Raw genomic sequence first — 18,174 nt, 5'->3', positions numbered from 1 at the left:
ACTCGCCGGATCACGGGTACGCCCGAAAAGTCCCGGGCCGCACTGCACCGAGCCGTGTGACTCACCACACAACGTGATCTCCACCACAATAACGGATCTTTTCGGTTTACGCCCGATGTTGTGGGAGAACACAGGATTGCCGTCCGGTAACTGTTGCGCTCACCCAGCGACGGCGTAGCGAGTGCGTACGCCGGCCCTCGCCCGGTCGACCAGTGCGGTGATCGAGTGGGCGACGTCCTCGGCGCGGTCGAGGATCACGCTGTGGCCGGCGCCTTCGATCCGCACCAGCTCGGCCCCCGCCAGCTGCGAGGCCAGCACCACCGAGTGGGTGAACGGCACCATGAGATCGGCCGAGCCGGCCAGGACGAGAGCGGGCAGATCGCCGAGGCGGGCGAGGGTGTTCGCCTCGTCGAAGTCGAGCAGCGAGCTCAGGAAGCCGGACATGGTCAGCAGCGCGGTCTCGTTGAGCACCGCGGTGGCGATGGCCGCGACGCGTGGGCTCAGACGTCGGGTGCCCGTGCTCGCCTCGCGGATCAGCGGTCCGAAGATCCAGCGGGAGAAGCGCTTCGACGCCTGCATCACTCTGGGTGCGGCCACGACCGCGCGCTGCAGCGATACCACCGCGTGCCGGTTGAGGAGTCTGCCGAGGCCGACCTCGGTGATGCCGCCCGCGGCTCCCGCGATCAGGCCGATCCCGGCGACCCGGTGACCGATGGCCGCCGGGTAGAGGCGGGCGTAGGCCAGCACCACCATCGCGCCCATCGAATGTCCGACGAGCACGACCGGCCCCTTCGGTACGACCGCGCGCAGCACCGCGTCGAGATCGGTGGCGAGCTGGTCGATGGTGTAGGTGGCGTGGTGGGCGTGCCCGGATTCGCCGTGGCCGCGGTGGTCGTAGAAGAGCATGCGGGCGTCGGCGGCCCAATCCCGCAGCAGATGGTCGCGCAGGAACGACCAGGATTCGGTGTGCAGGCAGTGACCGTGGACGAAAACGACGGTCAGGGCGGCGTCGGTGGGGCCGAAGCTGCGGACGGCGATCGGCACGCCGTCATCGGCGACGACGGTGCAGCGGCGACCGCCGGTGCCGGTGTTAGGGAAGGTCTTCGACATCGCGGCCTCCTCCGTCTGCGGCGGGACGCCTTGGAGAAACGCGTTCCTGCCTGGTGTTTCGGAGAAGGTTTCCAGCGCGTTAGCCGGTCAACCCTCGCGTTATCCACTCGATGCGCAAACGATTCCGGGTGGGCGCGCACCGTTACTCAGGAAAATCTTCATATATCTAGATTTTTCACTAGAAATTTGTAGACGGATGTCGAGACATAGCTCTACAGCGAATTCTTCGTATCTCTAGTTGATTCACTAGAGAAGTGAAGATGCTTATACGCTTCGGAGATAGCGGCCGAAGTGGGGGACGGTGAAGCCGATCGTGCCGCGTTCGGCCGAGTAGATGAGGCCCTTCTTGATCAGGCCGTCACGCGCGGGGGAGACCGAGGCCGGCTTGCGGCCGAGCTCGGCGGCCACCGCCGACGTGGCGACCGGGGCATCGTCGCCCGCCAAGTCGGCCATGGCGCGCATGTACTCGCGTTCGGCGGGGGTCGCGCGTTCGTAGCGGGAGCCGAAGAAGCCGACCGCCAATTCCTCTTCGGCCGCGGGCGAGGCCACTGCGACGTCTTCGGCGGTGATCGGGCTCTCGGGTGCCTGATCCCAGGCGGCCTTGCCGTAGGCCTGGACGAAATACGGGTAGCCGTCGGCTCTTTGGTAGAGCGAATCGAGCGCGGTCTCGGTGAACTTCACCTCCTCGCGTTCGGCGGGCGCGATGAGCGCGAGATCGGCCGACTGGCGGTCGAGGCGGTCGATGCGGTGGTAGCTGAAAAGTCGCTCCGAGTAGCTTTTCGAGGCCGAGAGCACCGCGGGCAGATGGGGAAGGCCCGCGCCGACCACGATCAACGGGGCGCCGTCCTGGCTCAGCTCGTGGCAGGCGCCGCAGATCGCGGACACGTCGGCGGGGCCGAGATCTTGCATTTCGTCGATGAAAATGCCGATGCCGACCCCGATATCGGCGGCGAGGGCGGCGGCCTCCTTGAACAGTTCGATCAGATCGATCTCGATATCGCCCGAGTCGGCGCGGCCGGTCACGGCGGGCACATCGATACCGGGCTGCCAGCGTTCGCGCATGCCCTTGTCCGCGGTGGCGCGCAACGCGAAGGCCTTGAGGATGCCGAGGAAATCGTCGACGCGCTCGGGATTGCGGTGCGACATCGCGATCGCGCGCACCGCCATGTGCAAGGCCGACGACAGTGGCCTGCGCAGATCCTGGTCGGGGCGTGCCTCGATCTTGCCGGTGCCCCAGCCGCGCGAGACGGCGGCGGAGCGAAGTTGATTGAGCAGCACGGTCTTCCCGACGCCGCGCAGACCCGTGAGCATCACGCTGCGTTCCGGTCGGCCGCGGGCGATGCGCTCGAGCACGATGTCGAACGCCGCGAGTTGTTTGTCGCGCCCGGCCAATTCGGGCGGACGCTGGCCGGCGCCGGGTGCATACGGATTGCGCACGGGGTCCATGCCGGATAACCGTAGCGCGTGGGCACAGGAGAATCTCGGTAACTCTCGCATGTGTCCTAGATACTGCTAGCGAAACCGAGAACTGCCGTCGAAACCGGAATGGAGCCCGATGTCCTCCGAACCTCAGACCACCGCGGAGATCGTGGCGAGCTGGCCGCTGCCGCAGGGCGCGCACCTGGTCGACACGATCCGGCGCGGCCTGCTGGCAACGATCGGCGCGGGCTACGACGACCCGGACCCGCAGGTGGTGGCCGACCTGGCGATCGGGCCACTGATGATCATGTTGGGCAGGCTGGAGGTCGACCTGGCCGATGCCAGGACGCGCATCGACGAACTCGAGCGCGCGCTACGCGATCGGTAACGCGCCGCGCGGCGGTGACGATGAAATCGTTACTCGCGCCGACACGCCGGTGGCGTAGCCCTTGTTCTGGGCTTTTCCGGTCGGAGGAAAACAACTTGCGTGCTTCGCTGGACAGCGCTCATCACAGGCCGTAATCTTCTCGTGACTTAGTGGAGTCTGTCGGTTCGTCAGAGAAGCGGCGCCACTGGGTCACCGCCGAATAGTCATGATCGCCAAGCGATTCGCGACGCAGCGGCGGGAGAGTAGCAAGATCGGAGACTCGTCTCGGTGGGTAAACACAGCTTGCAGCGGGATTCTCGACTGCCGAATTCCGTCAAGGGCGCCCTCGTCATGGGCGCGGTGGCCGCTACAACCGGTGCGATGCCCGCGATTTCGCAGGCCGCCACGATCAACATCCCCGGTCTGGGTAACTTCGATCTGCCGCCAGAGCTCGAGCAGCCGGCACAGCAGGTCGAGAAGCAGCTGCAGGCGATGGTCGCCCCTCAGGGCCAGGCCGCACCGCAGCTCCCGAGCGTGAACTTCGAGAACCCGTTCTCCCAGCCGCAGCAGCAGACCGCGGGCAACATCGCCCTCGACGCCGCGCGCGGCAAGCTGGGCGCCCAGTACAACTGGGGCGCCGCGGGCCCGCAGAGCTTCGACTGCTCCGGCCTCGTGCAGTGGGCATACCGCCAGGCCGGTGTCGAACTGCCGCGCACCAGCTTCGAGCAGTCGCACGTCGGTGCTCCCGTCTCGTTCGACAACCTGCAGGCCGGTGACATCGTCATCACCAACGGTGGTGGCCACGTCGGTATCTACGCGGGTAACGGTCAGCTCCTCAACGCCGTGCAGTCGGGCACCCCGGTGTCCTACACCCACCTCAGCGCGGACGACGTCGTCACGGCTCGCCGTATCGTCTAAGGGGTGACCCCCCAGCACTCCGACACCCAGGCCCGCGTCGACGCGTGGACCTGGGCAGTGCGCCTGTTCAAAACACGCTCGGCCGCGGCAGAAGCTTGCCGCGCCGGGCATGTGCGCGTTAATGGGGTCACGGCGAAACCGGCGCTGACCGTCCGCCCGGGTGACGAGATCAGGGTCCGTCATGCCGGCCTCGAGCGCATCGTCGTCGTCGAGCGGATCATCCACAAGCGCGTCGGTCCGCCTGTCGCCGCCCAGTGCCTGATCGATCGCAGCCCGCCGCCGCCCCCGAAGGAAGTCCTCGCCACCCTGCCGCAGCGCGAGCGTGGAGCGGGTCGGCCCACGAAACGTGAACGGCGCGAAACAGATCGGTTGATGGGCCGCACCGACTAGACGCCGAATGTTATCGGGCGTTGGCCGCTGACAGCAGCGGCTCGACCTGGCCCGGTGGTCGGGGTGTGGGCGATCGCCTACGGTGGCACATATGGGTGAGCGCACGACGATGTTATCGACTGTTCTCGCTTGCTGGGTCGCTGTCGTCACCACGGGTCCACGGCTGCTCTGGCCGCGCGGCGCCGATACCGCATTTCTCGACGGGCTGGAGTGCGTTCCCGTACCTCCCGCGCACAACACCGTAGGTCTGACCGCGCTCGTGCAGGCGGAGCTGTCCGCGCCGACGACGATCATCGCCGAGGGTGTGCGGACCCTGCGCTCCACGCAGCTGACCATGTCGACGTTCCTGATCCGCCACCCGGAGGCCACCTTCCTGGTCGACCCGGCCATCTGCGCGGGCGTGCACCAGCGAGTGCTGCCCGAGCTGCCCTTCCCGGTGCCGCTGCTGGTCGCCCCCGACAGTCCGGTGCACGGGCTGAGCGAGGTGCTGGCCGCCCACGACCTCACCGGCAACGACATCGACTTCGTGCTGCCGACACATCTGCACTGGGACCACGTCGCGGGGCTGTACGAACTGCCCGGCCTGGTCCCGATCCGCGTGCCCGATATCGAGTACCGGTGGGCCATGGCCGGTGCGCAGGTGCCGCTCGGCGTCGCCCGGGGGCCGCTGCGCGGCCGTGCCTTCGACCTCTACGAACTCGACGGGCCGCCGGTTCTCACCTTCCCCCGCAGTCACGACCTGTTCGGTGACGGCTCCGTCCTGATCGTCGACCTGGCAGGCCACACCCCCGGCAGTGTCGGCATCCTGCTCGCCGTGGACGACGGCTCCCGCGTCCTGCTCGCGGGCGACGCGGTGTGGAGCACCCTGCAGATCGACCTCATCCGGGAGAAGGCTCCGCTCCTGGGCGAACTACTCGACGCCAACCGCGACCGGGCCTTCGAAACCGTTCACCGACTGCACGCCCTCCCGGCCGACATCGAAGTGATCCCCGGCCACGACCGCGCCGCTGTCGTGGCGAGGGCGCCGCACTGACCTGCGAGGCGCATCCGGAAGCGGTGGATCGAACCCGTCAGGCGGCGAGACCGGCGGAAACGCTGGAATACCGAGGGCTCCAACCCAATTCGTCGTCGGCCAACCGGCTGGAGATCCGCATCGAAGTATCCGACATGAGCGCGCCGAGATAGGGCACCGCCAGTCGGATCATCCACGCGGGCAGGCGGATCGGGCGGGGAGTCCCGGTGGCTGCGGGCGACCTCCGCGAAGAACTCCTGCCAGGTGATCGGGTTGTCGTCGGCGATGTTGTAGGCGCGGCCGGGTACACCGCGTTCGAGTGCGGCGACGGTGGCGGCGGCCGCGTCCTCGACATGGACCCAGGTATTGACGCCACCGGAGCCCAACGGCCCGACCGGCGCGTGCTTGCGCATCAGGTCCGCGAACAGATCACTGAACGCTCCCGGACCGTAGAAGAGCCCGTACCGCAACGCGATTCCGTCGACACCGGGCGCGTCGAAGACCTGGCGCTCGCCGGAAACGCACGCGTGAACCACCTCGTCGGCCACCCCGCCGTCGTATACCCCGAATCGGTCGCGCTCGGTGACGAGCCGGTCCCCGTGATCGTGGTACCCGTAGCCGAGGATCAGCGACTGGGTGACGAACCGCCCGGCGCCCACCACCGACGCGGCCTCGAGCAGGGTGGCCGTGCCGACCGTCCGCAGCAGCCCGGTCGGATCGTCGGCCGGAATCCGGCGCTGCACCTTCACCTCACGCAAGGCGGTGGCCTGATGGATCACGGCGTCGGCGCGCAGGCCGTCGACAGCGCGCAGGAGTGCCTCGCGGTCGAGCACATCGGCGGTGACCGGGGTGGCGCCGAGTTCGCGCACGAGCGGGTGCGCGTTCGGATTGCGGACGAGCGCGAAGACCGTGTGTCCGTTCGCGGTCAACGCGCGGATCAGGGGGCGGCCGATGGCGCCGGTGGCGCCTGCGAGCAGAACCTGCATGATCGTTCCTTCCGGCTGAGTGGAGGTTTTCCTACTTCCTGGACGGGGTACCGCCAGTGTTTGTGACGGCCTGTGATCGGCTTCACGGCGCGCGGGAACGACCGTGCTGGTTGGGTGATGTCCCGGCGGGTCTGCGGCGTGTCGGTGTGTATCGTGCGGCTCATGCGAGTCGACGGTCGGGAGATCCCGGTCACGGGGAAACTCCTGCAACCGCTGATCCGGCGTACCAGTGACATCGTCCGGGTGGTGCTGGCGGGGCTAGGCGTAGCCGTGGTGGTCGCGGGCTCGCTGATCACGCGGCCGGAGTGGCTGGCGCTGGAACGCTCGGTCGCCAAGATCGTGGACTTCCTCAGCCAGGACCAGGCGACCATGGTCTACCTGATCTACGGAATGCTCATCCTGGCCCTGCCGTTCGCCATCTTCATCGAACTCGTGTTGCGCAGGCAGTGGAAGCTGCTGGCCGGGTACGGGGCGGCGGGACTGCTCGCGGTGCTCGCCCTGTCGATCACCGGCGCGGGCATCTCCACGCCGAAATGGCACATGCCGGTCCCGGACCGCTTCGACACCTTCCTGTCCCAGTTCCTCGACGATCCACGCTGGATCGCGATGCTCGCGGCCATGCTCACCGTGTCGAGCCCGTGGCTGCCGGTGCGGCCGCGGCGCTGGATGTGGTTTCTGCTGTTGATGTTCGCGCCGATCCACCTGGTGGTCAGTTCGGTGGTGCCCGCGCGGGCGATGCTCGGCCTGGCGGTCGGCTGGTTGGTCGGCGCGGTGATCGTCTGGCTGGTCGGCACGCCCGCGCTCGAGGTCCCCCTCGACGCCGCGGTCCGGGTGCTCGCCGGGCGGGGGTACACCGTGAAAGCCTTCCGGGTGGACCGGCCTGCCGGGCGCGGACCGTTGCTGCTCGCCACCGAGGTCGACGGGCCCGAAGACGAGATCGTCGTCGAGCTGTACGGCAAGAACCAGCGCAGCTTCGGCGCGATCCGGCAAGTGTGGCGCTGGATCACCTTCCGCTCCAGCGAGACCGCACCGCTGCACGGATCCATGCACCGGGCGGTGGAACATCGGGCGCTGCTCGGCATCGCGATCGGTGACCTCGGGATGGCCGACAGTCATCAGGTCGTGGTGGCGGGACTGAGTCGCGGCTGGATGCTGTACGCGCACACCATGCCTCGCGGGACGCCGATCGCGACCTTGTCGGCGCAGGTGCTGCCCGGGGTGTGGCGTTCGCTGCTCCGCCTGCACGACAATCAGATCAGCCTCGGCGATCTGCAACCCGACTTCGTGCGAGTCAGCCAGGGCGACACCCTGTTCGGCGGTTTCGCCGCCGCCGAATTCGGTTCGTCCGAGTCGCAACGGCAGACCGACATCGCCCAGTTGCTGGTGACCACCACCTCGCTCTACGGCAAACACGAGGCGGTCTCGGCGGCGATCGAGGCGCTCGGCGAGGACAAGGTCGCCTTCGCGGCCCGTCGCCTGACGAAATCGGCCATGTCGATCGGCATCCGAAAGTCGGTGCCGCAGTGGACCAAGGTGATGTCCACCGCCCGCGAGGAGGTGCGCAGGCAAACCGGTCACGACCGCATCCAGTCCGAACAGATCACCCGCTTCTCTCGCAATCAGCTCATCCAGCTCGTCCTGCTGGTGGCGCTGGTCTATGTGGCGTATCCGTTCTTCAGCCAGGTGCCGACGTTCTTCAGTCAGCTGCGCACGCTCAACTGGTGGTGGGCGCTCGCGGGTCTCGCCGTGTCGGGGTTGACCTACGTCGGCGCCGCCGCCGCGCTCGGCGCCTGCGCGGACGGCCTGATCAAGATGCGCTATCTGCTCGTGGAGCAGCTGGCCAACACCTTCGTGGCGACGACGACCCCCGCCGGTGTCGGCGGGCTGGCGCTGAGCGTGCGGTTCCTGCAGAAGGCGGGCATGTCCACGCTGCGGGCCACGGCCGCGGTGGCGATGCAGCAGTCGATGCAGGTGCTCACCCACCTGGTGCTGCTCGTGGTGTTCAGTGTGGTGGCCGGAACGTCGAGCAACCTGGCCCACATCGTGCCCGACGCGACGGTGCTGTACCTGGCCGCGGGCGTGGGCGTGGGGCTGATCGGCGCGTTCATGTTCGTGCCGACGCTGCGTCGCTGGGTGAATCATTCAGTGCGCCCGCAGGTCAAGGAAGTGTTCGGCGAACTCGTCGACCTCGCCAAGGACCCGAAGCGATTCGTGGTCATCGTCGGCGGCTGCGGCGTGATCACCCTCGGGCAGGCGCTGGCGCTGTGGACCAGCGTCGAAGCCTTCGGCGGCGGCACGGATTTCGTGGCCGTCACCATCGTCACCATGATCGGCGGCACGCTGGCCTCGGCCGCGCCGACACCCGGTGGCGTCGGCGCGGTCGAGGCGGCGCTGATCGGTGGTCTCGCGGCCTTCGGCGTCCCGGCCGAGATCGCGGTCCCCGCCGTGCTGCTCTACCGCGTGCTGACCTGCTGGATCCCCGTCGGTCTCGGCTGGTTCGTCATGCGCTGGCTGGACAAGAAGGACATGATCTGAATTGTTGGAGCGCTGGCGCGCTCGAGTCGCGGCCCTTCGGGCCCCGATTCTTCCCTCCCTACGGGCACTCCTTCGTCGCACCCTTCGGTCAGTCCAGAATCGGGCGGGCCGCGATGACGAAACTTCCAGGGTCAGGTTGCTCTGAGGGCGATCACGAGGCCGTCCTTCGAACACACCTGCGGGATCTGGGTATCGGGCTGGGAATTGCACTGCCAGCCGTCGATGACGACCGAATTCGACGGGGCGATCGTGGTGACGTAGCTGGTGGCCACGGTGATCGCCTCGGTGCAACCGACACGGCCGTCGGCGGTGCCGATCGCGATCACGGTGCGGGTGGCGCCGCCCGCGTCGGTGACCGGTCCGCAGTTCACGTCGTCGACGACGGGCGCCGGGGCGGGCGGGACGCTGCTGGTGGTCGTCACCGGGGGCATGGTCGGGTCGACCGTGCGGACCGGGCTCGGGGCGGGCGGCGGTGGACTTGCCGGTGCCGCGTTGCCGCGCAGGCCGATGGTCAGGCCCTGATTGACGCAGATATGCGGCACCGTGGCGTCGGGCTGCGGTTCGCAGGTCCAGCCGTCGACGGCCGCGGCGTCACCGGTGCGCGGTACCCCGAGGTAATCGGAGACGACATTGATCGCCTCGGTACAGCCGGCCCGGCCCGCGTCGGAGGCGAACACGATGACCTCGGCGGTGGCGCCGTTTCCACCGGTGACCTGGCCGCAGTTCACGTCCTGGAGGGCGGGTTGCGGTGGATGCGTCGGACTCGGCGGTGGCAGCGGGGCGGCCGAACTCCCGGTCAGCTTCGTCGCGGTGGTGGCCGCGGCGGACGTCGTCGGCATCGCGGTGGTGCTCGACGCGTGCGCTGAGTGATCCTCCTCGTCATTGCCGCAGCCGGACAAGCCTGCGATCACGGCGAGTGCGGCAACCGCGCTCGCGGCGAGCCGAGTTGTTCTCACGATTCCTCCCGAGATGTTTAGCTGCCCTGTTGCCTGCGTATTCAATCACGGTGTCGCACAGTGCTGTCTGATCCAGATGTGCGCGTTGCCCGGCGAACGAACTGCGGTTCGGGTTGTGCGTACCTCGGTGTCGGCCTGGTTGCCCACCACTTGCCGAACAAGCTGTTCGGTCGGTTCCAAGCAGTGAACAGCGGTGTGACGTGAACCGCCCCACAGCGCAGGCAGGTGGGTGCGGGGTCGGGTTCCAGCGCCTAAACTGTCTGGGACGTAGCCGGATGATGACCGAAAGGTGTTTCGATGGGATCCCGGACGGTGGTCGCCGACGTTGCCGATGAGTTGGCGCGCCGGGTAGCCACCGGCGAGTACCGACCCGGCCAGCTGATGCCATCGGTGCGTCAGGTCGCCGACGAGTTCGGGATGAACCGCGCCACCGCCCAGCTCATCCTCGGCAGGCTCGAGTCCTACGGATTCGTCGAGGCCAGGCGCGGCAAGGGATTCACCATCCGCGATGTGCGGGTGGAGGGCGGCATGGACGTCTACCGGCACCTGTTCCGGTTCTCGATCACCGCGCCCGCGGTGGCCGCCGAGATGTTCACCGACATCGTCGAGGTGGAGCGCGGGATCATCGGCGAGGCACTGCTCGCCTATACCGCGGGGGAGAAGGTGCTCGATCCGGCCGAGCTCGCCGCCGCCGTCGACGAGCTGGAAGCGATGGCGCGCCATGCCGTGCCCGACCACGCGGCCATCATCGCCGCCGAGATCGCGTTGGTGCGCAAGCTCCTCGGCGTGCTCGAGATGAGTATGCAACGCGCGGTGCTGAATTCGATCGCCGATATGGTCGTGGAGGTGCCGGAGGCGATCGCCGCCTACTTCGCCGTCGCCCCCGATCTGCACGTGCTCGTCTGGCGGGCGCTGCTCGCGGTGTGGGACGCCGACTCCGCGCCGAGCGAGGCGCAACTCGCGCTGTTCGGGGACCTGTTCGCGCTGTACCACGAGAAGGTGATCGCCCGCTTCGGCCAGCTCGTCGGCGAGACGCCGATCCACACGGTGCCACTGAGCTCGGCCGTCTGACTGAACGCTAGCTGTCTGAGTCGGGTTTCTTCGTCGTGCCCGAGGTGTGCACCCAGGGCAGATGGTGTGGCACCACCGTGTCGATGATGGTGCTGACGCGCGGAGCGTGCGCGGTGGCCAGACCCGAGCCGACCATCACGCCGAGCGCGATCGACATCACCGAGAGCAGCGCCGACACCAGCACCTCGAGCCCGCCGCTCGACACCCCCGACAGGGAATGCGTGACCAGGTCGGAGATCCCGGTGTAGCTGATCCCGCCCGGCACCAGCATCCAGAACGCGGGCAGGAACGCCACCTGGGTCGGCGGCGCGTGCTTGCGGCTCTGGATCAGATACGCGGCGTTCACGGCGACGAGCCCGCCGAGGAACGTGCCGGTCAGCGGACCGGACACGTGCTTGCCGAGGACCTGGGCCGCGTAGGTGACATAGAGGACCAGTAGCAGCCACCCCACCGTGTTCTGCGGCGCGCTCGACCGCCACGAATGCCCGTAGCCGATCAGCAGCACCCCGAGCAGCGGTGCCCACCAACCCAATTGGGCAGTGCTCACCGGCGGATCCGATAGTGGTCCGAGCAGGCTGATTCCCACGTAGGAACCCAGCGCCAGCAGGAACAGCATGTTGATGCCGTAGACCACCCGGCTGGCGCCGGCCACCATCGATCCGGTGGCCAACTCGATCGTGCCGTTGGTGAGCATCGCGCCGGGTAGCAGCGTCGCGACCGCGGGAATCAGCAACTGCTGCGGTTGCCCACCGGCGAGCGCGCCGGGAAAGCCGTACGCGAGGGCCGCGACCACCGCCGAAGCGACCACCGGCAACGCCATCGACAGCAGCCGCACCTTGTCGGCGAGCTGGGTCAGCGCGCCGACGACGAGGCCGAGCACCACATAGCCGACCAGCGCCCGCGCGCCCGGGTTGAGCATCATGCCGATACCGACGGTCAGTACCACCTGCCCGAGCAGGATCAGCCACGGCGGACTGCCGGGCTTCTGGGTGAGGATCTTGTCCAGATCCGTCGACGCCTGGCTCGGCGACGGCGCGTCCTGCTCGATCCGGTCGATGAGCCGGTAGAGGCCGTCGATCTGGTCGAGCGGCAGGGTGCCGACGCGAGCGTCGAGCATGTCGATCGCGGAGCTTTCGTCGGTGCGCACCCGGACGAACACCGCGGTGGGCAACACCATGAAATGGATGTTGTCGGTGCCGTAGCGTCGCGACAACTTGTCGAGGATGACCTGCACCCGGGCGGAGGTCTCGCCCGCGCCGACCAGTGCGACGCCGATGCGGCACAGCAGATTCAGCAGATCGGCGGGTACGGGCGGGTCGACGGGGTCGTGCTCGGTGGGCCGTGGCGCTGCCTTGGCGTATTCCTCGCGAATCTTGGCGATGGCGTGGGTGACTCGGGCCCTGGCCACCTTCCACGTCTTGCTCGCGTACTCCTCCGAAGCCATGTCACCGCCGTCCGCAACCGTTGGGCAATGGCGCGGGGCGGTGTGCTGAACACCGCCCCGCAGGTCAGATACGCCGAGTGTAGTGGTAGCCCGCACAGTGAGCGGTCTCAGCAACCGATGGATCGCACCGGTTCCCGAGATCTCGCAAGCACATGGGTAACTCATCGGGTACGGGCTGACTGGCTCGGCTCCGAAGCTTGCCGCGTCGCCGGCTTTCCCCGCACCTGAGTCTGGCTGAAATTCGCGGGGAGGCGGAAGAGCTCAGCCGTTGAGTCGGGTGAGGCGGTCGTAGGCGGTGACGTACTCCTCCACGAGGCGGTTGACCACGTCGGCGCTGCGTTCGACCTTGTTCATCATGCCGACGACCTGCCCGACCGGATTGAAGTTCACGTCCTTGGCGGCCTCGGGGTAGCGGTGTCCGCGTTTGACGCCGTCGAGGGCGACCATCATCTGCAGCGGCATGGGCAGCGGGTCGGGGGTCTCGGTGGATTCCCAGGCATCGGTCCAGTCGTTGCGCAGCATGCGGCACGGCTTGCCGGTCCAGGAACGCGAGCGGATGGTGTCGTGGCTGGTTGCCTCGAGGTAGGTGTCCATCTGGGCGGGCGGCACATTGGCCTCTTCGACGGTGAGCCACAGCGACCCGGTCCACGCGCCCGCCGCGCCCATCGCCAGCGCCGCCGCGACCTGCGCGCCGTTGCCGATGCCACCGGCGGCCAGCACCGGCACATCGCCGATCGCGTCGATCACCTGCGGCCACAGCACCAGCGAGGACACCTCGCCGCAGTGTCCGCCGCCTTCGGTGCCCTGGCACACGACGAAGTCGAGGCCGGCCGCCTTGTGGTTCATCGCGTGCTTGACCGAGCCGCACAGCGCGCCGATCACCCGGCCGGAATCCTGGATGCGCTTGACGACGTCGTCGGGCGGGGTGCCGAGCGCGTTGGCCACGAGCTTGGCCTTGGGGTGGTTCAGGATGACGTCGACCTGCGGACCCGCGGTGGTCGCGGTCCAGCCGAGCAACTCGTTGTGGTGCTCACCGTCGGGCAGCGCGGGCACGTTGTGGTCGGTGAGGATCTGCTGGGCGAAGTCGCGATGGCCCTGCGGAACCATCTGCGCCAGCTGCTTCTCCAGCTGCTCGGGGGTGAGCCCGTCGACGCCCTTGCCCTCGTATTTCGACGGGATCACCAGATCGACGCCGTAGATGCCGGTGACGTGTTCGTCGAGCCAGGCCAGCTCCACCTCGAGCTGTTCAGCGGTGAAGCCGACCGCGCCGAGTACCCCCAACCCGCCCGCGTTGCTCACCGCCGCTACGACGTCGCGGCAGTGGGTGAAGGCGAAGATGGGGAACTCGATGCCGAGCTGTTCGCAGAATTCGGTACGCATACCGAACTGTAACACGTTCTATTTTAGTCGAGAATGGTTAATTTCTAGAGCGCGGCATCCTCCAGCGCCACCAGCGAATCCTCGAGGTGATCGAGCAGTCGATGCAGGTCGGGCAGTGTGCGGCGGCAGCCGACGAGGCCGAAATCGAGGTTGTTGCCGCTGGAGGTGAGGGTGATGTTCACGGCCTGACCGTCGAGCGGGATCGACAGTGGATACGTGGCGTCCAGGCGCGAGCCGTTCCAATACAGCGGCTCGGTCGAACCGGGCACATTGGAGATGACGATGTTGAACGGCGGCGTCGCCACCGAGGCGAATCCGGGCAACAGCATCGCCGCCAGCGGACTCAACATCACCCCGGCCATCGCCAACGTCTGCATCGGCGTGAGCGAGCGGTACACCTCTTTGTTGCGACGCGTCGATTCGCTCACCACCCGAAGACGTTCCAGCGGATCCGCGATATCGGTACCCAGGTTGCACAGCAGCGCCGCGACCTTCACGCCTTGGGTGTCGACATCGTCGTCCTCGCGCAACGACATCGGCACCAGCGCGATCATCGGCTTGTCCGGGAGCGCGTCGCGCTCCAGCAGGTAGGCCCGCAACGCACCCGCCGACATCGTCAGCACCACGTCGTTGAGCGTGGCGCCGGTGGCCTTCTTCACCTGCTTGACCCGATCCATCGACCAGCTGCGCACCGCGCACTTGCGGGCGCCGCCGATCGGCACGTTGAACAGCGTGCGCGGCGCCTCGAACGGCAGGGTGAGCTGCTGCTGCAGCAGGCCGGTGCGGGTCGCCTTCATCAACGCGGTGGTCGACGAGCGCGCCGAGGTGACGGTGTCGATCAGCCCGCCGAGCCGCGACTTACCGGGGCGTGCCGGACCGATCTTGCGCGGCAGGTTCCACGGCCGCATGAGCTCGGTCGCGAACGGATCGGTGCTCAACGTGCGGCGCATCAGGCGCTGGGCCGAAACCCCGTCCACCAGTGCGTGATGCATCTTCCAGTAGAGCGCGAAACGTCCGTCGGCCAGGCCCTCGACGAAATGCACCTCCCACATCGGCCGGTGCCGGTCGAGCAGGCCGCTGTGCAAGGTCGACGCGTGGTCGAGCAGCTGGTCGATCTTGCCCGGTCCGGGCAGGGCGCTGCGCTGTACGTGATATTCCAGGTCGACGTCGTCGTCCTGGGTCCACGCCATCTGCGGTGCGCCCAGCCAGGTGGCGGGCCGCTTACTGAAAGTGGGCCGAACGTTCTTGTCGGCCAACAAGGTGTCGCGGAACTCGCGCAGATAGTCGGGACCGGCGTCTTCCGGCGGTTCGAACAACTGCAGTGATCCGACGTGCATCGGGTGCTCACGAGATTCCGCGAGCAAGAACAGCGCATCCAACGGCGCGATGAAATCCATGAGAGATCGCCCCCTGACGAGAGTGGTTCGGTGAGAAGTCTTCAGACGATCGACCACGCTGTCGGGTATGGCACCCCTGCGTGCCATATATCCACGCTACCCGGCCGTATGGTGTCGCGTCAGCTGAACGCGCAGACCATCACGAACTCTATGCTGTTCGCCGGATGTTCATTCGGCGGAACACTACTGGATGCTCGAGCTGTTCGAAAACGAGCTGTCCGAGCCGCTACAGCGATGAGCATCCGGCCGGGTCGGCTTACATTCGTCGAGGTCAGACCTTGACGGTCTGCGCTTCGCGCGGGTCGACGGCGTCGCGCGGATCATCTTGCCGCGCCGCCTCGTTCGCGTGCTCCGGCTCGACCGACTGCTGTGGCTCGACGGCCTGCTCCGGCTCGACGGGCGGCTCCGGCTCGGCCGCTCGCTCCGGCTCGGTGGGCCGTTCCTCGGTGACTTCCTCGACGGCGACTTCTTCCGAACGGGTTTCGGTGGTCGTCGGCTGAGGCGCCGGAACAGGCTCTACCCCCGTGCCTTTCGACGCGATCTCGATGCCGAGTTCGATGCGGGTCGTCTCGACCAGCGCCCGCTCCTGCTCGGCCGCGTGGCGCATCGCCTTCTGCCACAGCGAGGCCATCTCCTCGAGCTCCTCGACGGTCGCCTCCACGTCGATGTGCAGTTTCAGCCGCTGCATCGTGATGTGCTGGGCGGCGGTGAGGGTGCGTAGCAGGTCCTCGCACTTGTTGGGAATCCGGCGATGCGCCACCACCCGCAGGCGAGTCAGCATGCTGCCGGGGCGATCCCAGATCACCTTGTGAATCTGCGCGCCGACGCCGTCGATCTCGTCGGCCGTGACCAGATCCCACTCGCCGCAGGTGGTCAGATCGGAGCGCACCGAGGCCGAGGTCTCCAGGATCGAGGCGACCGCGGCGAGCACCGCCTCGCGGCGCCACGCCTCGTGATCGCGCTGGTCGCCCACCATATTCGACAGCTCGACATTGCGCTGGGCGGCGTCGAGCGCCTGCCTGCCGCGCTCATCGGCGGCCGCGATTCCTTCGCGGTGGGTTCGGTTGTTGGCGATGACGCCGACCAGAACTGCGCCGGCGACCGGGAGCGAGCCGAGGAGTGGAAGCCACTGAGTCACCAAGCGATCATTGCACCGGTACCCGCAACAGTCACCATGATCGGCGCGTTGGCATCGATGTCGCGTGTCAGCTCGGTGCCGGAATCCTGTGCGGAAAACCGATGAGGGGGGCCATTTCCGGGATCTGCTCGGCTCGGCGAGTGCGGTTTCGAGTGCTCGATCGTGGGTCGGTTTCGCCTTCTCGTAGACGGCCCGGCCGGTTTCGGTGAGTTCCCTCCGGTCGCCGAACCTGTGCCGGGCCTGCAGACGAAAATCCCCGGTGCGCAGCGGTTATCGCTGCCCACCGGGGATCTCGTGGTTGGTGACTAGTTGGCTGAAGGTGTGGTTGTCGGAGTCTCCGTGGTGGTCGGCGCGACAGTCGTGGTGGGAGCCAGCGTCGTGGTCGGCGCCACCGTCGTGGTGGGAGCCACGGTCGTGGTCGGGGCGGGTGCGGCGGCCTGGTTCGTCGCCGGTTCCGGTGTGGTGGTCGACGGGGTGGTGGTCGGGGCCGCTGTCGTGGACGGCGCCGTGGTGCTGGTGTCCGTCTTCGACGTGGTGGTCGACTTGGGGCTGGTCGTCGTCGACTTCGTGGTGGTCGACTTCGACGTGGTGGTCGGCGCGGTGGTGGTCGTCGCCGGCTTCGTCGGAGCTGCCAGCGCGGCTGTCACCGAGGAGTCGTCCGGTGCGGCCTTGGTGTTCACCGTCTCGCCCGCCTGTGCCTGCTTGGCCAGGTGCGTGAGCCACGCCGCGGCGTACTCCGCCGAGGTCAGCGGCTTGCCGTTCGCGGAGTCGGAATCACGCCAGTAGTCGAAGTGGTGACCGGTGCCGTTCGGGCCGAGGGTGAGCTGGTACGGATCGCTCATCGCCACCGGGATCGTGTTCTGGTTCGTCACGATCAGCCCGACGATCTCGTTGAAGATCTTCTGCGGCAGGTACGCCAGCGGCGAGAGCTGCTCACCGGCGATCACGTCGGCCTTCGCCGGGGTGGTGGTGGTCTGACCCGGCTTGTAATCCGGGTCGGAGACCTTCAGCAGCACGTCGAGGAAGGTTTCGTCGCTGGCCATCCAGTTCGGGTTCGAACCGATGTCGGAGAACGCGGCCATCGCGATGCGGCCCAGCGTGAAGGCCATGTCCTGGCCGGTGGCCGGAGTGAGCCCGTCGCGCTGCAGGTCGTCGATATTGATCTGGCGACCCACATTGGCGGCCAGCTGCAGCAGCGAGATGTTCTCCGGCGCCGCGCAGGTGAGGTCGCCCTCGGAGCAGAACGAGGCGATCTTGCCGTTGAGCGCGCCGAAGTCGTTGCCCGTGGTCACGCCCTGGCCCGAGATCGGCTTGGTGCCGTTCTGGTACTTCTGGTCGAAGTTGTCCGGGTTGGCGAACGGGTCCTCGGCGCCGAGGAACGTGCCGTCCCCGGCCTTGCGACCGGGATCGGCGAACATCACCACACCGAGCACGTCGTCCGGATTCACGGTCGCGTACCCGTCCGCGGGGTCGTCGTTGCCGATGCCCTCGGCCACGCGGCGCACCACGTCGGCGCCCTCGCTGTAGCCGACGATGGAGAACTTGGTGTCCGGGCAGGCCGCGGAGATCTCGCGCATCACCTGCTGGGTGTTGGCGACACCCGCGTTGACCGCGTCCTCATAGGTCGACATATCGGCCGGGTAGGCGATGTACACCGCCGCGTACTCGCCCTCGGCCAGATCGTCGCGCGGTGCGTTCACCACCGGATCCACCCACACGCTGCTGTGGTCGCCCGACAGTGCGGCGGGCAGCGGGTTTCCGTTGGCGTCGAGCAGCATCGCCGTGGTGCCCTCGACCGGGGTGTCGTTGCGACCGGCCACCGAGATGGTCACCATCTCGCGGCACTCGGTCACCGACGTGGTCAGCTCGTAGCTCGGTGAAGCAGGCTGCGACGTGACCGCGAACGAAGCGGCCACGATCGCCGCGACCCCCAACGCCGCAGGCGCGGCAACAGCTGAAGCAAGGCGATGTTTCGCAAGAAACTCACGCAGATTCATATGTGATCCCGTTCGAATGACCTACAGGTGGGCAGGCCCCCCGACGGGCCGCAT

At 67.6% G+C, this 18,174-nt stretch carries 15 protein-coding genes; 6 read left to right on the top strand and 9 right to left on the bottom strand.

Translation table 11 applies throughout. The annotated features are described in order from the left end of the window. Positions 1–159: 159 nt before the first annotated feature. Both QX204_RS31765 and QX204_RS31760 read right to left on the bottom strand, forming a co-directional pair. Positions 160–1,110 carry an alpha/beta fold hydrolase gene (locus tag QX204_RS31765; protein ID WP_301904134.1) on the bottom strand — a complete coding sequence of 317 codons (951 nt, stop codon included), beginning with the start codon at positions 1,108–1,110 and terminating at the stop codon, positions 160–162. A 264-nt stretch (positions 1,111–1,374) separates the two neighbouring features. Next, positions 1,375–2,556: an ATP-binding protein gene (locus tag QX204_RS31760; protein ID WP_301904133.1), complete on the bottom strand. Its 1,182-nt coding sequence runs from the start codon at positions 2,554–2,556 to the stop codon at positions 1,375–1,377. A gap of 109 nt (positions 2,557–2,665) precedes the next feature. Between QX204_RS31760 and QX204_RS31755 the strand changes: the two genes are divergently transcribed. From QX204_RS31755 to QX204_RS31740, 4 genes are all read left to right on the top strand, one after another. Beyond that, a complete protein-coding gene (locus QX204_RS31755) occupies positions 2,666–2,917 on the top strand; it encodes a hypothetical protein (protein WP_056823993.1) in 252 nt (83 codons plus the stop codon). A 330-nt stretch (positions 2,918–3,247) separates the two neighbouring features. Continuing rightward, positions 3,248–3,814, top strand: a complete 567-nt coding sequence (locus QX204_RS31750; protein WP_301908181.1) for a C40 family peptidase — start codon at positions 3,248–3,250, stop codon at positions 3,812–3,814. 3 nt (positions 3,815–3,817) lie between these two features. Then, entirely contained in the window at positions 3,818–4,204 is a 387-nt protein-coding gene (locus QX204_RS31745) for an Hsp15 family ribosome-associated heat shock protein (RefSeq protein WP_056823987.1), read from the top strand. A gap of 91 nt (positions 4,205–4,295) precedes the next feature. Continuing rightward, positions 4,296–5,237 (top strand): MBL fold metallo-hydrolase, encoded by a 942-nt coding sequence (locus tag QX204_RS31740; RefSeq protein WP_301904132.1) that lies wholly within the window; start codon positions 4,296–4,298, stop codon positions 5,235–5,237. Here QX204_RS31740 and QX204_RS31735 read toward each other — a convergent pair. Next, positions 5,153–6,202, bottom strand: a complete 1,050-nt coding sequence (locus QX204_RS31735; protein WP_301904131.1) for an NAD-dependent epimerase/dehydratase family protein — start codon at positions 6,200–6,202, stop codon at positions 5,153–5,155. The two genes, QX204_RS31740 and QX204_RS31735, sit on opposite strands and share 85 nt — an antisense overlap. 162 nt (positions 6,203–6,364) lie before the next feature. Here QX204_RS31735 and QX204_RS31730 point away from each other — a divergent pair, with 162 nt between their 5' ends. Then, positions 6,365–8,737: a lysylphosphatidylglycerol synthase transmembrane domain-containing protein gene (locus QX204_RS31730; protein WP_301904130.1), complete on the top strand. Its 2,373-nt coding sequence runs from the start codon at positions 6,365–6,367 to the stop codon at positions 8,735–8,737. 131 nt (positions 8,738–8,868) lie between these two features. Here QX204_RS31730 and QX204_RS31725 read toward each other — a convergent pair whose 3' ends face one another. Further along, positions 8,869–9,693 (bottom strand): hypothetical protein, encoded by an 825-nt coding sequence (locus QX204_RS31725; RefSeq protein WP_301904129.1) that lies wholly within the window; start codon positions 9,691–9,693, stop codon positions 8,869–8,871. Between the two features lie 297 nt (positions 9,694–9,990). Between QX204_RS31725 and QX204_RS31720 the strand changes: the two genes are divergently transcribed. After that, positions 9,991–10,764, top strand: a complete 774-nt coding sequence (locus QX204_RS31720) for a GntR family transcriptional regulator (protein WP_301904128.1) — start codon at positions 9,991–9,993, stop codon at positions 10,762–10,764. A gap of 7 nt (positions 10,765–10,771) precedes the next feature. Here the strand turns inward: QX204_RS31720 and QX204_RS31715 are convergent, their stop codons facing one another. From QX204_RS31715 to QX204_RS31695, 5 genes are all read right to left on the bottom strand, one after another. Then, a complete protein-coding gene (locus QX204_RS31715) occupies positions 10,772–12,208 on the bottom strand; it encodes a threonine/serine exporter family protein (RefSeq protein WP_301904127.1) in 1,437 nt (478 codons plus the stop codon). A gap of 261 nt (positions 12,209–12,469) precedes the next feature. Beyond that, positions 12,470–13,588, bottom strand: a complete 1,119-nt coding sequence (locus QX204_RS31710; protein WP_301904126.1) for an NAD(P)H-dependent flavin oxidoreductase — start codon at positions 13,586–13,588, stop codon at positions 12,470–12,472. 44 nt (positions 13,589–13,632) lie between these two features. Further along, entirely contained in the window at positions 13,633–14,985 is a 1,353-nt protein-coding gene (locus tag QX204_RS31705; RefSeq protein WP_301904125.1) for a WS/DGAT/MGAT family O-acyltransferase, read from the bottom strand. A gap of 271 nt (positions 14,986–15,256) precedes the next feature. Continuing rightward, positions 15,257–16,123 (bottom strand): hypothetical protein, encoded by an 867-nt coding sequence (locus QX204_RS31700; RefSeq protein ID WP_301904124.1) that lies wholly within the window; start codon positions 16,121–16,123, stop codon positions 15,257–15,259. A gap of 305 nt (positions 16,124–16,428) precedes the next feature. Beyond that, the gene (locus tag QX204_RS31695; protein ID WP_301904123.1) at positions 16,429–18,120 is read right to left on the bottom strand and encodes a cutinase family protein; all 1,692 of its coding nucleotides are present in this window, start codon (positions 18,118–18,120) and stop codon (positions 16,429–16,431) included. Between the last annotated feature and the right edge of the window lie 54 nt (positions 18,121–18,174).

This window comes from Nocardia sp. PE-7 (genome assembly GCF_030486425.1).
GTDB lineage: Bacteria > Actinomycetota > Actinomycetes > Mycobacteriales > Mycobacteriaceae > Nocardia > Nocardia salmonicida_A.
This window is presented reverse-complemented; position numbering and strand designations above follow the sequence as displayed.

What these genes read in the sequence shown, in the direction of transcription:
- QX204_RS31755 (WP_056823993.1), top strand. Translation starts at nt 2,666, where the DNA reads ATGTCCTCCGAACCTCAGACCACCGCGGAGATCGTGGCGAGCTGGCCG.
- QX204_RS31760 (WP_301904133.1), bottom strand. Translation starts at nt 2,556, where the DNA reads ATGGACCCCGTGCGCAATCCGTATGCACCCGGCGCCGGCCAGCGTCCG.
- QX204_RS31750 (WP_301908181.1), top strand. Translation starts at nt 3,248, where the DNA reads ATGGGCGCGGTGGCCGCTACAACCGGTGCGATGCCCGCGATTTCGCAG.
- QX204_RS31735 (WP_301904131.1), bottom strand. Translation starts at nt 6,202, where the DNA reads ATGCAGGTTCTGCTCGCAGGCGCCACCGGCGCCATCGGCCGCCCCCTG.
- QX204_RS31765 (WP_301904134.1), bottom strand. Translation starts at nt 1,110, where the DNA reads ATGTCGAAGACCTTCCCTAACACCGGCACCGGCGGTCGCCGCTGCACC.
- QX204_RS31715 (WP_301904127.1), bottom strand. Translation starts at nt 12,208, where the DNA reads ATGGCTTCGGAGGAGTACGCGAGCAAGACGTGGAAGGTGGCCAGGGCC.
- QX204_RS31720 (WP_301904128.1), top strand. Translation starts at nt 9,991, where the DNA reads ATGGGATCCCGGACGGTGGTCGCCGACGTTGCCGATGAGTTGGCGCGC.
- QX204_RS31695 (WP_301904123.1), bottom strand. Translation starts at nt 18,120, where the DNA reads ATGAATCTGCGTGAGTTTCTTGCGAAACATCGCCTTGCTTCAGCTGTT.
- QX204_RS31730 (WP_301904130.1), top strand. Translation starts at nt 6,365, where the DNA reads ATGCGAGTCGACGGTCGGGAGATCCCGGTCACGGGGAAACTCCTGCAA.
- QX204_RS31740 (WP_301904132.1), top strand. Translation starts at nt 4,296, where the DNA reads ATGGGTGAGCGCACGACGATGTTATCGACTGTTCTCGCTTGCTGGGTC.
- QX204_RS31705 (WP_301904125.1), bottom strand. Translation starts at nt 14,985, where the DNA reads ATGGATTTCATCGCGCCGTTGGATGCGCTGTTCTTGCTCGCGGAATCT.
- QX204_RS31710 (WP_301904126.1), bottom strand. Translation starts at nt 13,588, where the DNA reads ATGCGTACCGAATTCTGCGAACAGCTCGGCATCGAGTTCCCCATCTTC.